The sequence below is a fragment of the Pseudogemmobacter bohemicus genome, assembly GCF_003290025.1.
Taxonomy (GTDB): Bacteria; Pseudomonadota; Alphaproteobacteria; order Rhodobacterales; family Rhodobacteraceae; genus Pseudogemmobacter; species Pseudogemmobacter bohemicus.
Window position 1 is genome coordinate 375,339 of the sequence record NZ_QNHG01000002.1, and the last position, 13,267, is coordinate 388,605.

At 62.4% G+C, this 13,267-nt stretch carries 14 protein-coding genes and 4 pseudogenes; 8 read left to right on the forward strand and 10 right to left on the reverse strand.

Annotated elements, in window-relative coordinates:
- Positions 1-105 precede the first annotated feature (105 nt).
- Positions 106-1,038 (reverse strand): IS5 family transposase, encoded by a 933-nt coding sequence (locus DRF71_RS09835; protein WP_112310399.1) that lies wholly within the window; start codon positions 1,036-1,038, stop codon positions 106-108.
- Between the two features lie 166 nt (positions 1,039-1,204).
- Here DRF71_RS09835 and DRF71_RS09840 point away from each other — a divergent pair.
- From DRF71_RS09840 to DRF71_RS28545, 3 genes and pseudogenes are all read left to right on the forward strand, one after another.
- Positions 1,205-2,121, forward strand: a pseudogene (locus tag DRF71_RS09840) (DUF1403 family protein).
- 2 nt (positions 2,122-2,123) lie between these two features.
- Positions 2,124-2,264, forward strand: a pseudogene (locus DRF71_RS29395) (SMC-Scp complex subunit ScpB); the annotation flags it as partial.
- Between the two features lie 798 nt (positions 2,265-3,062).
- On the forward strand, positions 3,063-3,320 hold the full coding sequence (locus tag DRF71_RS28545) for a LuxR C-terminal-related transcriptional regulator (protein WP_112310402.1): 258 nt from the start codon (positions 3,063-3,065) through the stop codon (positions 3,318-3,320).
- A gap of 180 nt (positions 3,321-3,500) precedes the next feature.
- Here DRF71_RS28545 and DRF71_RS09860 read toward each other — a convergent pair.
- Positions 3,501-3,787: pseudogene (locus DRF71_RS09860) on the reverse strand (IS5/IS1182 family transposase); the annotation flags it as partial.
- Between the two features lie 82 nt (positions 3,788-3,869).
- On the opposite strand from DRF71_RS09860, the gene DRF71_RS29400 reads away from it, so the two are divergent.
- The 3 genes from DRF71_RS29400 to DRF71_RS09875 all read left to right on the forward strand — a co-directional run bounded on the left by DRF71_RS29400 (position 3,870) and on the right by DRF71_RS09875 (position 4,858).
- The gene (locus DRF71_RS29400) at positions 3,870-4,280 is read left to right on the forward strand and encodes a transposase (protein ID WP_269814359.1); all 411 of its coding nucleotides are present in this window, start codon (positions 3,870-3,872) and stop codon (positions 4,278-4,280) included.
- 17 nt (positions 4,281-4,297) lie between these two features.
- On the forward strand, positions 4,298-4,444 hold the full coding sequence (gene tnpB / locus DRF71_RS09870) for an IS66 family insertion sequence element accessory protein TnpB (RefSeq protein ID WP_232831518.1): 147 nt from the start codon (positions 4,298-4,300) through the stop codon (positions 4,442-4,444).
- A gap of 87 nt (positions 4,445-4,531) precedes the next feature.
- Positions 4,532-4,858 (forward strand): IS66 family transposase, encoded by a 327-nt coding sequence (locus DRF71_RS09875; RefSeq protein ID WP_232831428.1) that lies wholly within the window; start codon positions 4,532-4,534, stop codon positions 4,856-4,858.
- Positions 4,859-4,894: 36 nt separating this feature from the next.
- Here DRF71_RS09875 and DRF71_RS09880 read toward each other — a convergent pair.
- From DRF71_RS09880 to DRF71_RS09895, 4 genes and pseudogenes are all read right to left on the reverse strand, one after another.
- A pseudogene (locus DRF71_RS09880) lies at positions 4,895-5,087 on the reverse strand (IS5/IS1182 family transposase); the annotation flags it as partial.
- Positions 5,088-5,166: 79 nt separating this feature from the next.
- Positions 5,167-6,678, reverse strand: a complete 1,512-nt coding sequence (locus DRF71_RS09885) for an ATP-binding cassette domain-containing protein (RefSeq protein WP_198672133.1) — start codon at positions 6,676-6,678, stop codon at positions 5,167-5,169.
- On the reverse strand, positions 6,675-7,553 hold the full coding sequence (locus DRF71_RS09890; RefSeq protein ID WP_198672134.1) for an ABC transporter permease: 879 nt from the start codon (positions 7,551-7,553) through the stop codon (positions 6,675-6,677). The genes DRF71_RS09885 and DRF71_RS09890 overlap by 4 nt, the downstream gene beginning before the upstream one ends.
- 16 nt (positions 7,554-7,569) lie before the next feature.
- A complete protein-coding gene (locus DRF71_RS09895) occupies positions 7,570-8,547 on the reverse strand; it encodes an ABC transporter permease (RefSeq protein WP_112311244.1) in 978 nt (325 codons plus the stop codon).
- Positions 8,548-8,860: 313 nt separating this feature from the next.
- Between DRF71_RS09895 and DRF71_RS09900 the strand changes: the two genes are divergently transcribed.
- Complete coding sequence (locus tag DRF71_RS09900; protein WP_112310406.1) at positions 8,861-10,444, forward strand: ABC transporter substrate-binding protein; 1,584 nt, start codon at positions 8,861-8,863, stop codon at positions 10,442-10,444.
- Here the strand turns inward: DRF71_RS09900 and DRF71_RS09905 are convergent.
- Entirely contained in the window at positions 10,436-11,218 is a 783-nt protein-coding gene (locus DRF71_RS09905) for a helix-turn-helix domain-containing protein (RefSeq protein ID WP_232831429.1), read from the reverse strand. The two genes, DRF71_RS09900 and DRF71_RS09905, sit on opposite strands and share 9 nt — an antisense overlap.
- 579 nt (positions 11,219-11,797) lie before the next feature.
- On the opposite strand from DRF71_RS09905, the gene DRF71_RS09910 reads away from it, so the two are divergent.
- Positions 11,798-12,175, forward strand: a complete 378-nt coding sequence (locus DRF71_RS09910) for a helix-turn-helix domain-containing protein (protein WP_232831430.1) — start codon at positions 11,798-11,800, stop codon at positions 12,173-12,175.
- Between the two features lie 196 nt (positions 12,176-12,371).
- Here the strand turns inward: DRF71_RS09910 and DRF71_RS09915 are convergent, their stop codons facing one another.
- The 3 genes from DRF71_RS09915 to DRF71_RS27980 all read right to left on the reverse strand — a co-directional run.
- On the reverse strand, positions 12,372-12,629 hold the full coding sequence (locus tag DRF71_RS09915) for a hypothetical protein (protein WP_112310407.1): 258 nt from the start codon (positions 12,627-12,629) through the stop codon (positions 12,372-12,374).
- 5 nt (positions 12,630-12,634) lie between these two features.
- Positions 12,635-12,853, reverse strand: a complete 219-nt coding sequence (locus DRF71_RS09920) for a hypothetical protein (protein WP_112310408.1) — start codon at positions 12,851-12,853, stop codon at positions 12,635-12,637.
- Positions 12,843-13,267: Hint domain-containing protein (locus tag DRF71_RS27980; RefSeq protein ID WP_198672135.1), on the reverse strand; the 425-nt coding region annotated here is incomplete at its 5' end. The genes DRF71_RS27980 and DRF71_RS09920, both read right to left, overlap by 11 nt.

Here is a 13,267-nt window from a genome sequence, read left to right on the forward strand (position 1 = left end):
CACGGTTTCTGTGCGCATATCTCTGTAAAATCTCATAATACCGATCAACTGGGCGTTGTTGCGCAACTCATGGGTGATGCATGATGTCTCCTTTCCCGGTTGGTGTCACGCCACGCGGACGATCTCAGCGGTGCCGAGCGCATTGAAGCGGTTGATGAGGGCGATGCGGATCTGGATATCGGCGGTCTGACGGTCCGGGTCTCTCGCTGCGATGCGATCACCGAAGGCTTTGAGGCACCGCATTTTCGCCTCGATACGACTTCTGACATGGTATCCGGTCCATCGCTTCCAGAACGCCCTGCCATAGTGCCGGGTGGCGCGAAGTGTTTCGTTTCGGGTGATTGCCGCCGGGCAGTCCTCTTTCCACGGCCGACCGTTTTTGCGGATCGGGATGATCGGCGAGGCCTGACGGTCGATAATGGCGGCGTGGCAGCGGCGCGTGTCATACGCGCCATCGGCGGTCACGGTGCCGATCTCTTCGCCCTCGGGGATCTGGTTGAGCAGTTCCGGCAAGACAGGACTGTCACCATCGCTGCCGGGAGTGAATTCCACGGCGCGGATGTCAGATGTGGCGGCAGCCATGGTCAGATGCACCTTGCGCCATTGACGACGACCCTGAACACCGTGCTTGCGCGCCTGCCACTCTCCATCGCCGGGAAACTTGATGCCGGTGCTGTCAACCAGCAGGTTCAGGGGGCCATCGGCGCGCCGATACGGGATCTGGACGGCGAGCGTCTTCTGCCGACGGCACAGGGTCGTGTAGTCCGGCACCGCCCAGTTCAGGCCCGCCAACTTCAGCAAACTGGCCACCATCCCGGTCGTTTGCCAGAGCGGCAGCTTGAACAGGACCTTGATGGTCAGACAGAATTGGATCGCCGCGTCCGAGAACAACGCGGGGCGACCGGGGCTGCGGTCATGCGGCGCGAGCCAGGTCATCTCCTTGTCCAGCCAAATCAGTAGCGACCCGCGCTTGCGAAGCGAAGCAGTGTAGCTGAACCAGTGCGTCGTGCGGTAGCGGGCGGATGCAGGATTGCTCATGCATCACGTCTAACCGCATGCTTTCGTAATGGGAATCCTTCGCAAGATGAGTTCTGCAACAACATCCGATAATTCAACATTATCGGATGTTATCTGAAAATGACAAGTGCGGCGGATAATTGAAGTTTATATGGCAAGAAACGCCGATACTTGCTAGCGTTCCGGGATGTCCCGTGCCGTGAAACCTCGTCCGACAGCCCCGAATCTTCCGGCTCTTCCGCGATGGGTTCGGCAGGGCGTGGGTCGCGATGATTTTGAAACGGCACTGTTTTCTGCCGGTGCGGCGCTCGCGGCGCTGGATCCGATTGCCCGGTCCGGGGATCCGGTCGGCCTTCTCTGGCGCAAGCGGCTTGCGCTTACGGCTGCCGCAGCGATTTCTCAGCTTGAGGGGCGTCGGGAAGGCGAGGCGCAACTGCGTGATGGTTTCGCGCTGCGCAAACCCGGCGATGATCCCGGCCCCGCCGGGCGGATGCTGCTTGGCTGGCGCGGGCTTGGCGAGGCGCGGGCGCTGAGGTCCGAGGACTGGCCCGCGCGGCTGCCCGCTTTCTTCGATCTGCCGCCCGGACCGGCTTCAGAGATCTTGCGCGATCTCGGCGCGCGGTTTGTCGGGCGCACCCCGCCCTTGCGGTTTGCGGCGGAGGCGGCGCGGGACGTGCTTGCCCTTGGTCAGATCTGTCGCGGCCTTGCTCTCTGGCTGGCTGATGCCCTTTTGGCCCGGGCGCTTGGCTGGGATCGGCCGGTGCCGTTGCTTGCGGCGCATCTTCCGCGCGCGGCGTTCCGGCTGGAGGGCGAGGCCTGGCTTGCGGCATGCGCCGTTGCCTGGGGCAGGGGGGCGGTTGCAGCGTTCGATCTGCATGCCGATCTGGCGCGCCGCGCCGATGCCTTGCGGGCGGCAAATCTGCGGCGGCCGGGAAAGGCACGGCCGCCATCATCACCGCACTCCTGACCGAGGATGCGCTGGCGGCCCAGGCGGGGGCAGAGGCCAGTGATCGCGCCGCGCGGCGGTTGTTTGATCGTCTGACCTCGCTCGGGCTGGTGCGCGAACTGACCGGGCGGGCGACCTTCCGGCTGTATGGGCTGTGAAAATGGCGCAACGATCATCCGAGCCGCTGGACACCGAACTCGCCGAGCTGCCGCAAGCCCTGCGCTGGCGGGAATGGATGGCGCGGGTCGAGGCGGTGCTCTTCGCATCCTCCGAGCCGGTCGGACGGGATATGCTCAGTCGGTGGCGTTTAGGGCGGAAGAGCGCGGCAGCCAGCGGCCTTTGATCAATGTGCTATGTCGCGCCAGGGTTCGGAGTGCCGGAACGATCACGCGCTCAGATAGGACGGGAAGTTCAGACGGCCCGGAATTGGAAACAGGCCGATTGCCGGATTTCTACTGGCGCCACCGTTAAGCGAGCGCCGGGCCCGGAAGTCTATCTGATTAGTGCCGGGATGCCGCAATAAGTGGCTATGACATAAGAGCAGCCGGGATACTGGATGAGTTCGGGATCACCCAGATGATCCGTAAAGGGCGGGTTGCCAGGGACAATGCGTGCTCCTCCAAACTTTCCCGGCTTTGGTGGGATGTCGCTCTATCCGAAGAGGCTGGAGGTGGGGAAGTTCATCTGGAAGGGCGCGCCAGAGTGGCTCGGCCGTTCCGGTTTCCGCAGCGCAGCCGAGAAGACAGAGCCGGGAACTGGAATCATTCTGCCAGGTGCGGATCACGAGCGAGTAAGGGATTGATTGCCTGCGCTTCCGCAGCAGGGCTGACGCACAAATACAGACCGCAGACGTGAGTGTATCTCTTCTGCGTCCACATGGCGCTAACCAGCGACATGTGTTTCTCACATGTGAAACGATCCGGCCGGAATGAGAGGCTAAATTGCATCCCGGGCGATACAACATATGTCCGTTAAACCTACAGTTGATCGTGGAAATCCTGGCAGTGAGATCCGATAAGCCTCGTTGTCAATACCGGCAAAGGGGTAAGCGAATTCCCCTGGTCCGGATGCCAGAGCCAACTCATGCAGGGAGGAACAAGTGTTCAATTCTGAAGCGATCAGCCAGCAGATTACGAATAAAGCGGATGCCATCCATTTCTCTCCGAGAGAATCGGAGGTTCTGCCCTTGCTTATGCAGGGACACAGCAGCAAAGAAATCGCGCGTGACCTCAACATCAGTCCGCGGACGGTTGACATCTATCGCGCCTCAATTCTCGCAAAAATGCGGATACGCAAGACCAGTCAACTTTTTTTGGCTGTCCATAAAATTATGCCTCAACTTGCCAATTCAATATGAGTGTATAAACCGAGACAGAAAGGTCCGACGTAAAGACGGACCTTCTGCATTTTTTCACGGGCGTGCGCGAACAGTGCTTCGGTCTGGCATTCTGTGCCGAATGTAAAGCACAATGCTATAATATCAGCGCGACCTCTGAAACACGTCAGACAGGTGCAATCCGCGTGTCCTGAGCCCAGGTCATGGGTGACAATGGCGGTGCCAGAGCCTGATGCAGGCGATGCCTGCGAAGCCGGGGAAACTGTCTGCGGCTTTGTCGCAGCGGCTTGCCGGCCAGCGGCTGCTCTTCAACATGTTGAGGCAGTGCTCGACCAATTCGCGCAGGGTGTAGATGGTCATGCCTACAGCCTTCTGCCCTTCTCGGTTCTTTCGCATCGGGCGTTGCGGCTCTCGATTTTTTCCATAACTTTATCAGAGCCATAGCCCCTGTCCGCCACGAGAACGGCTGGCTGTGGCAGGTTGTCCGTAATCGTTTCCTGGCTCCCAGCTTCCGGCTCTCATCGTGATGGGTTCTTTGGATCCTGGTGCTTGTTGGAATGGATTTTCTCCATGGAGACTACATTGGAGGTTCTCCCGTTTGGCGGTCGTGGCCGTCGGAACCGGAAGTGGCCTGATGAGGTGAAGGCCCGGATCGTGGCGGCGACGCTGACGCCGGGTATCACGGTGCATGCCGTGGCGCGGCATCATGGTGTTCCGGCGAACCCCGTTTTTGCCTGGCGCACACGGGCTTTTGCCTGGCGCACACGGGCGCGGAAAGGGCGGCTGGTGCTGCCAGCGCCGGAGGGTCCGGTGGAATTTGCCTCGTTGATGATTGGCCCCGTTGGTGATGGACCGCGTTGTGCCGTGGGCGCTGTGGAGCGGCCCGAGATCATCGCGGGCGCGGTGGCGATCCGTTTGGAAACCGGAGCCTCGGCGGAGCGGATTGCGTCGGTCGTGCGCGCCCTGGCTGCCAGCCCATGATGTTCCCCTTGAACCAGGTGCGGATCATGGTCGCGACGAAGCCGGTCGACTTCCGGAAGGGGCATGACGGCCTGGCTGCACTGGTGTCGTCGGTGCGGCGCAAGGAACCGTTCACGGGCACCGGGCACGGGCACGGTGTTTGTGTTCCGCTCGCGCCGGGCTGACAGGCTGAAGCTGCTTTAGTGGGATGGCACGGGTCTGGTGATGGCCTGCAGCAACTGGAGGAGGCGCAGCGCGCGGCGGTTCAGGCGTTGCTGGAAGATGTGGCGGCCCTCAAGGATATCACCAGACGCCAGGAACATCTGATCGCCGAGCTGAACCATGCGCAGCATGGCAAGCGGTCGGAAAAGCTGACCGAGGCTGAGCGGCAGCTGGCGTTCGAGGACTTGTCCATCGCGCTGGCTGAGGTGGAAGCTGAGAAGGAAGAGCGGGCCGCCCAGGCGGGTGACGGAGCAACAAGGCCTGCCCCCAACGGCATAGAGCCCTTCGCCTGTCTCAAGGCCACCCTCACTGCGATCGCCAAAGGCCATCCGCAAAGCGACATCGACGATCCCCTGCCATGGAACGTCAAGCCGTAAAGCTAAGCCGCCAGTCGGGGCCAGCGAACGCTTACGATTTTTCGCCATCACCAGATCATAGCCGGTGTGGTCGGAATCCCGCCCCGGGATGTTCCCGGTCCCCATCGGGAGGCCTGCGCCGTTGACGCGGAAGTATCCTGGTCGGGAACCCACCTCTTGAACGGCCAGGAGCCTCTTGTCAGCCGCCCCCCTTTTTTTCGCCCGCCGCATGATGATGGGCGCGGATCACCTTCACAGGTCTCGCCCGAACCGGCGGCGCTTGGCCGACCACCGGCCCTGGCCGGAAAACCGGGCCTGTCGCTTTCCGCTCAGCCGGAAGCCGGCGTCTCGACGGCTGCGACGGTCGCGGGCTTTATCAGCGATCCGCCCTGCATTGTGAGCACCTCATCCGCCATGAACCGCACCACATCGGGATCGTGACTGATCAGCAGCAGAGACAGCCGCAGCCGCCGACGCAGATCTTCCAGCAGCAGCAGGATCTGTGTTTGCGTTGCCGCGTCCAGCGCCGAAGTGGGCTCGTCACAGATCAGAAACTCCGGCTCGGAGGCAAGCGCGCGGGCGATCGCAATGCGCTGGCGCTGGCCGCCGGAAAATTCATGCGGATAGCGCCCGGCATCAGCGGGTTCCAGGCCGACCATCTCAAGCAGCCCGGCAATACGGGCGGTGCGCGATGCGGTGTCAGGGCAGAGCCGCAATACCGTCAGGGGCTCCGCCAGGATCCTGCGCACCCGCCAAAAGGGGTTGAGGGAACCAAAGGGGTCCTGGAAGATCATCTGCGGTCGTATCACGCCGCCATTGCGGGCCGGGGCGAAGCGGATCTCACCGCTGCCGGGGGCAATCAGCCCGGCCACCAGCCGCGCGACGGTTGATTTTCCGCTGCCGGATTCACCGACCAGGGCCAGACATTCGCCGCGCCTTATCGTAAAGCTGACATCCCGTAGTATCGGATGGGCCTCTGTCTGGCACTGACGCCACCGCAGGCCCAGGACCCCGGGCCGTGCCAGATCCCGCAGCGTCAGGCCAAGGCCTGCCACCTGCAGGATTGGCCCCTCGGCTTTGGTCTGTGATGATGGTGGCGGCTTGCGTGGCAGCGGGGGCAGGGCTGCATCGCCTGATGCGTTTTCGACGATCTGCCCTGAAGCCATGGTCAGCGTCTGGTCGCAGATGCGGGCAAGCGCGGCCGGGTCATGGCTGATCAGCAACAGCCCTGCCTTTGTCTCGCGGCAATGCTGTTGCAGCAGATCGAGGATCTGATCGCGCAAAGCCGGGTCAAGGGCGCTTGTCGGCTCATCCGCGATCAGCAGCCTCGGCTTCCCGGCGCGGGCAAGGGCCAGCACCACCCTTTGCCGCATCCCGCCGGAAAGCTGATGCGGATATTGCCGCATCCGCAGCGCGGGCCGGCTTAGCCCGGTCTCTGTCAGAAGCTGGAGCGCATGGGCTTCGGTCTGCGCGCGGCTCTGGCCGGGCTGGTGATGGCGCAGCGTCTCGACAAGCTGGGCGCCGATGGTGAAAAGCGGGTCGAGCGCGGCGGCTGTGTCCTGGAACACCGCGCCGATGCCGCTGCCGCGCAGGGCGTGGCGCTCTCGCGGGGGCAGGGTGTCGATCCTCCGGCCCTCGAAAATGATCTCGCCTGCGGTGATCCGCAATGGGGGCGGCAATAGCCCGGTAATCGCCTGGCCAAGGGTCGATTTTCCGGCGCCGCTACAGCCGGCAAGGCCAAGGATTTCACCCGGGGCAAGGGTCAGGCTGACCCGGTGCAGCACTTTCGCGCCGCTTGCGCCGCTCACAGTCAGATCGCGGATCTCCAGCAGGCGGCTCATCCTGTGGCCCCCCCATCGCCATTCCCTCGTCGGGGATTGAGCCAGGCGCCCAGCCAGTCTGCGATCAGGTTCACCGCAAGTACCAGAAGGGTCAGAACCGCGACCGGGAACACGGCAAGCCACCATTTTCCCGAGAGGATTTCCTCATACCCCATGCGGATCAGCGTGCCGAGCGAGGCCTGATCCGCCGAAAGCCCGATCCCGAGGAAGGAAAGCGTGGCTTCGGTAAGAACCGCACTGCCAAAGCCCAGGGTGACCGCAACCATAACCGGCCCGAGGCAGTTTGGCAGGATATGAAAGAGGGTGATGCGCCAGCCGGGGGTGCCGATCAGCCTTGCGGCCATGACATAGTCGCGCCCGCTGGCGATGCGGGCTTCGGCGCGGCTGGCCTGGGCGGGGGCGATCCATGCGCTGAGCGAAATGGCGCAGATGATCACCAGGGCAGCACCTGATGTCGTCAGCACCCCGCCGCTGCCCCCCCTCAGAAGGGCTGCGATCAGGGCTGCGCTGAACAGGGAGGGCACCGAAAGGGCAATGTCACACAGGAAGAGGATGGCCAGCTCGATCCTGCCGCCCCTGATCCCCGCCAGCATGCCCAGGAAAAGGCCGGTCAGGGCCGGGATCAGGGTGGCGGCAAGAGCGATGCCAAGCGAAAGCCTGGTGCCGTAAAGGAGTGCCGAGAAGAGATCGCGTCCCTGCAGATCGGTGCCGAGCGGAAAGGACCAGGTGCCTCCTTCAGCCCAGACAGGCGGCAGTTCGGAATTCCACAGATCAATGGACGCGGGGTCGGTGACATCCTGCGGCGCGATCAGCGGCGCCGCGAGCGCCGCGACCACGATCACGATCAGCGTGGAAAGCGCACACAGGGCTGCCATCGAACCTCTGCCCGGTTCAGACACGACCGCCCCCGTCACGCAATCTGGGATCAATCCTGGTCGCGAGCATTTCGGTAAGGGTGTTGATCACCACAAAGATCAGCGCCGCGAGGCAGAGATAGGCGACCAGAACCGGCATATCGACATGGGTAACCGCCTGTAAAAACAGCTGCCCAAGGCCGGGCCACTGAAACACAGTCTCGGTCACCAATGCGAAGGAGATCAGCTGCCCGGTATTCAGCCCCAGCATCAGCACCACCGGCACAAGGCAATGCCGCAGCGCATGACGCCAGAGGATCAGACGGGGAGGCAGCCCGCGCGCCCGGGCGAATTGCACATGATCAGAGATCAGCACATCCGCCATTCCGGCGCGAACGAGCCGCATCACCAGTGTCGCCTGCCAGATCGCCAGAGAAACCGCCGGCAGGATCAGCGCAAGACGCCCCGAAGGTGTGAGCAGCCCGGTGCTCCACCAGCCGAGTTCGGTGACCTCGCCCCGTCCGAAGGGTGGCAGCCAGCCTGTCTGCACCGAAAAGACCAGGATCAGCAACACGCCCATGACGAAGGACGGCACCGAAATGCCGGCCAGAGCGATCATCTGCAAAAGGCCTGCCACCGGATGCCCGCGTCGCGCGGCGCAGAATACGCCCAGCGGAATTCCGGTGAGAAGTGCCAGGACAAGCGACAGGCCGACCAGTTCCAGCGTCGCCGGGATGCGGCTTGCGATCAGCCCGGCCACGGGTTCGCCATTGCGCCAGGACTGGCCGAAATCTCCGCGCAGGGCATGGCTCAGAAAGCTGACATACTGGCCGAGAATGCCCTTGTTGAGACCAAGGCTTTCGCGCAGCTGCGCGCGCTCCTCCTGTGACATTTGCTCGCCCGCGATCATCGCGACGGGGTCACCGCTTGTCCGGGCGCCCGCAAAGGCGATGAAGGACACAGCAAGCATCACTGCCAGCGCGTAGCAGACCCTGCGGATAAGATAGCGCGCCATCAGATCGAGTTGCCTTTCCGCCATGACCGCTGGAACGGGTCTTTTCGGCCCTGGTAGGTCACTGAGCGGCGGCGGCGTGGTTCTTGTCAAGCAGCCCGGAATCTGTGTGGCGCAACTTTAAGGTTTTAACGCTATATTCTTGTCAGGCCGGGCTGATCTGTGTGATGGTTCCGGGCAGTTCGACTGGCATCGCTGGCTTCTGACGCATCCGAAAAATCTCTGAAGTCAGTGCTTTGCCCGAATGGGTTTTGCCTCGTGGCCGTGTTCAATGCTGAGCATCACTTCCCCTGTTTTTCCGGCACGGTGAGAGAACATGCCCTTCAGAAACCTGCTTTTCGCCTTTCTTTCTGCGCTCGGTTTGCTGACGGCCGGCTCTGGCGCCGCGCGGGCCGAGGTGCTCCGCTGGGCCGCGCAGCGGGACATTCTGTCGCTTGATCCGCATTCGGTCGGCAGCACCGGCAATCTTGCTTTCACCAACCACATATATGAGGGGCTCCTGCGCTTTTCGGCGGAGTTCACTCTGGAACCGGCGCTTGCGACCAGTTGGGAGGCGATCGGCGAGGGCCTCGTCTGGCGGTTCCATTTGCGCAAGGGGGTCCGCTTTCACGACGGTGCAGAGTTCAACGCCGATGATGTGGTCGCATCGCTGAAACGGTTCACGGCGGAAGGCGCGCCGATGCGGGGCAATCTGCCCTTTTTCGAAAGCGTGACGCGGGTTGATGACTTTACCGTCGATATCGCGGTGAGCGCGCCGGGCGCGCTGTTTCTGAATGACCTGAGCGTGGTGCAGATGATGGATGCGGGCTGGCTTGCGGCGCATGACAGCCTGAAGGCCACCAGCGTTGCTGCGGGCACCAACGGCTATGCGACCTTTCACGCCAATGGCACCGGGCCGTTCCGGCTGGAAAGCCGCCAGCCGGATATCGCCACCATCCTGACCCGCAATCCCGACTGGTGGGACAAGGCGGCCCATAACATCGACCGCATCGAATTCACCCCGGTTGTCAATGCGACCACCCGGCTGATCGCGCTGCTTTCGGGCAATGTTGATCTGATTGACGGGGTGCCGCTGAAGGATCTGTCGATGGTGACCTCGACACCGGGGTTGCGGCTGATTTCGATGGGGGAGCTGAGAATGGTGATGCTCGGGTTCAACAGGCGCGAGACGCTGGCGGATGGTCGGCCGAACCCGTTCAACGACAGCCGTATCCGCGAGGCAGTCAGCCTGGCGCTTGACCGCGATTACCTTGTGCAGCGCGTGATGCGCGGTCTGGCAAAGCCCTCTGACTCGCTGGTGGCACCCGAGATTGCCGGTTATGTGCCGGAACAGGATTATGCGCCCGAATATGATCCGGACCGCGCCCGCCAGCTGTTGACCGAGGCCGGTGCGCTCGGGCTGGAATTCTCGATCCTCTGTGCCAGTGACGAGACGGTGAATGAGGAAGCCACCTGCCGCGCCATTCATTCCATGCTGCGCAAAGTGGGTTTCGCGCCAAAGCTGGATATCGCGCTGCGGGCGATCCAGTCGCCGCGCCGTGCAGCAGGGGAGGGAGATATATTTCTGATGAGCTGGGCCAATGAGCCTTCGCTCGACAGTTTCTCGATCTTAAGCCAGGTGCTGACCTCGCCCGAGAGTGAAATGCCGGTGGCGAATTTCGGGGGCTGGTCGCTGCCACGGATAGATGAGCTGGCGCGTGCCGCACGGGAAGAACCGGATACCGGTCGCAGACATGCGCTGCAGGCCGAGGCCATCAGCCTCGCGCAAAAGGATCGCCTGCTGTTGCCCCTTTACCAGCAGCCGCTGACATGGGGGGTGTCGGCGCGGCTGTCGGAATTCGCAATGCGACCCGACAACCGCGCCCGTCACTGGCTGACGCGGATGGCCCCGTCAGAGTGAAGTGCCGTCATCCTGTTGACCCTCACGCAGCAACCACAACAGTTGCGGTGTGTTCCGGACCCGCATCTTGCCCAGGATCCCCGCACGGTAGATGTCCACGGTGCGGGGGCTGATGGCGAGGGCGGTGCTGATCTCTTTGCTGCTCATGCCGCGGGCAAGAAGGCTCAGAACCTGATGTTCGCGCCGGGTCAGTCGCACGTCGCTGAGACGCATTCGCAACTGACTTTCGGAAATACGCTGCACGGTTCCATGTTTGAAAGAGGCCATCAGCGTGGCGGCCTCGGCCGAGAGCGCATCTCGCAGCAAGATCACCGGACGCCGGGCCATGCGGCTGAACAGCAGCCGATCCTGACGGGTGAAGCGGGGTGAGAACAACACCAGTGCCTCAGCCTCGGCGAGACTTGCCAGCGCGGCGCCGGCGCTGCGAATATTGCCGCGCTCGACCTCTGCCCGCAGGCGGCTCTCGGGAAAAATGCCACTGTTCATTCCGGGTTCGGAAATAATGCCGACTTCACCTGCCGGGACCCCCAGCGACATGATCGCGCGACGGCAGGCGCTGGTTGGCGAAACATATGCGCTCATCGGCAGGTCACTTGTGAACAGCCCGTCTTCGAGGCCCAGCGACAGGGAATAGGCGTCTTCGTGCTCGAACTGAGACGAACCGGTATGGGCCTCTCCCGGAGGTACTCTGCTTTCCAGATCTATCGAAGTCAGATCATATGGCACCTGAACCCGCTCCAGAATGGCATGCGCGATTTCTTCGGCATCATGCATCGAGCGGTGAAGGACAGTCACACGGTATCGCCGGCGCGGCGGCGGAAGCTGGTTGTCGGTATCTGAGGTTGTCTGGCTTGTCATTAGGCTCGCTGTCGGCGTTTTGGTGACACCGGTTTGCTCCGGAACTATGGTTGCCCGATGCTGATCGGGATGCCGGCACCTGTTCTGAGATACGGGTAGCACAGAGCTGGCCTGGGGCCTGGCCGACGCGCCCATTCTGGTCTGCAAAATTCCCGAAATCGATTCCGCGCAATTACCCAAGTGAAGATGCGGCTGAGGATGTCCAGGGGCAGGCGATATTTTGCCGTCGCCAAAGGTGACCTTACGTCAGGTCGGGGAACCTGTGAAATCGTCGCAGCCATCGGCGCGGTGCGCGTGGCCCGAGACTATTGACGATAAAGGTTAAAATGTGCGATTTTCTCGTATGTGCGTATGAGTGTCGCTCTTTAGAGGCAGAACTATTCGCTTTCGCAACAGCACCTCTGACGGCAAGCGAAGGGCCATCCCGACTGGTTCAGAGTTGCATGAAAGCCTTGCCGTCCCCCGCCTTCACCCCTTGCCGGCAGCGATACTTCGATGATCAGAACAGGCAGATCCGGGATTGACGCAAGCTCCGACAAGGGCATGGCGCCGGTTGGGCGGCGCGCTGCGTCACCGTCCGAAATACGCAATATTTTCAGCCAGAACCTTCGCATCCTCTGCAAGAGCCGCGGATCGGTGTCAGAGGTCTGCAGGGCGATCGGTGTCAACAGAACACAATTCAGCCGCTACCTGGCCGGCGATGCCTTTCCGCGCCCGGATCTGTTGCTGCGGCTGTGCGATTACTTCGAGGTTGACGCGAATATCCTGATACGCCCGGTCGCGCTCCCGGAAGAGGCATCTCAGGATATTCTGGCCAGCACTTTAAGCCAGTATGCAAAGCTGCTGCCGGGTACAGAATACCCTTACGGGTGATCAGCTTTTCCGATGCGCCGAACAGGCTTGCGACCACATCCATCCCCCGGACGATTACGGGCATGAAGGGGGTCACCTTTTGCGAGCGCGGACCCATGAAGACATTCACCCGCCTGGAAATGGCGGAATTCGCCTCTGGCCAGCGGATTGCACGTTGAGTGGTCAGGCTGATCGTGACGGACATGACTACCTCCTTTCAGGCTTCTGAACGTGTGAAACCAAACTGCGGATCCGGGTCCTTCCCCAGCCAGCCGCGAAGCGTTGCATCAATATGTGCCGAGATGACCCGCCGCCACTCGTCGCCCGGAAGAGGGGCTGCGGCCTGGCCCGAACGCGCGCGCTCAGAGGCGGTGACGGCTAGGATCGAGGCTTCAATCCGCTCTGATTGCACCAGTGTTGCACCGGTCTTTGCATCGGTGACGGTGAGCGGCATGGTCCTGATCGCAAACGCCATCGTCACTAACTCCGTTGGGAAATCCCGGAAGGCGGCAAGGTGCCACCTTTCGAATGGATCCTGCGCCAGAGATGGGCAAACAGCGGCAGCGAGACGGTGAGAAATCCGGCGAGCAGCCAGGTGACGGCGATGCCAGCCACCCCGGCGCCGAACGCCCAGGAGAGAAGCGCGGACAGAAAGCCTGCGGGACCGGCTATGCAGAACAGAATGGGACTAAACCTCATAACGCAGCTCCCCCTCGGTTCGGCGGGCATGCGCCTCGCCAGGACGACGGGTGAAAATGCCGGATTCCGCCGCGCTGGCTTCTTCGGTCACCTCCAGCGACGGGTGTGACAACCCGCCGGAATGGCTTGCCGCGGCGACCCAGAGGCCATTGCAGCAAACCAGCCCGGGGTCCTCCAGTTCGGGCAACAGATAGGTTCCGCCCGCCCCGGCATCCGCAACGTGATCGCCATTGCAGAAGGCTCCGATGCGCGAGAGCACCGCAGGCGCGGAAAAAAGAGCGGCGACCAGCCAGCCACTGAGCAGGACCCGCTGATCGCCGCACAGGCGGAGGAGGTGTGTCGCGCCCAGAACCCCCTCGGCGACGACGACCGGTCTCTGCCGGTTTCTTGCTGGAAATCGGATGGTATGAACCC

Bases quoted from the DNA above. Each gene is read 5' to 3' on its own strand.
- DRF71_RS09835 (WP_112310399.1), bottom strand. From the start codon at position 1,038: ATGAGCAATCCTGCATCCGCCCGCTACCGCACGACGCACTGGTTCAGC.
- DRF71_RS29400 (WP_269814359.1), top strand. From the start codon at position 3,870: ATGGAGACTACATTGGAGGTTCTCCCGTTTGGCGGTCGTGGCCGTCGG.
- DRF71_RS09885 (WP_198672133.1), bottom strand. From the start codon at position 6,678: ATGAGCCGCCTGCTGGAGATCCGCGATCTGACTGTGAGCGGCGCAAGC.
- DRF71_RS09890 (WP_198672134.1), bottom strand. From the start codon at position 7,553: ATGGCAGCCCTGTGTGCGCTTTCCACGCTGATCGTGATCGTGGTCGCG.
- DRF71_RS09895 (WP_112311244.1), bottom strand. From the start codon at position 8,547: ATGGCGCGCTATCTTATCCGCAGGGTCTGCTACGCGCTGGCAGTGATG.
- DRF71_RS09900 (WP_112310406.1), top strand. From the start codon at position 8,861: ATGCCCTTCAGAAACCTGCTTTTCGCCTTTCTTTCTGCGCTCGGTTTG.
- DRF71_RS09905 (WP_232831429.1), bottom strand. From the start codon at position 11,218: ATGCATGATGCCGAAGAAATCGCGCATGCCATTCTGGAGCGGGTTCAG.
- DRF71_RS09910 (WP_232831430.1), top strand. From the start codon at position 11,798: ATGATCAGAACAGGCAGATCCGGGATTGACGCAAGCTCCGACAAGGGC.
- DRF71_RS09915 (WP_112310407.1), bottom strand. From the start codon at position 12,629: ATGGCGTTTGCGATCAGGACCATGCCGCTCACCGTCACCGATGCAAAG.
- DRF71_RS09920 (WP_112310408.1), bottom strand. From the start codon at position 12,853: ATGAGGTTTAGTCCCATTCTGTTCTGCATAGCCGGTCCCGCAGGCTTT.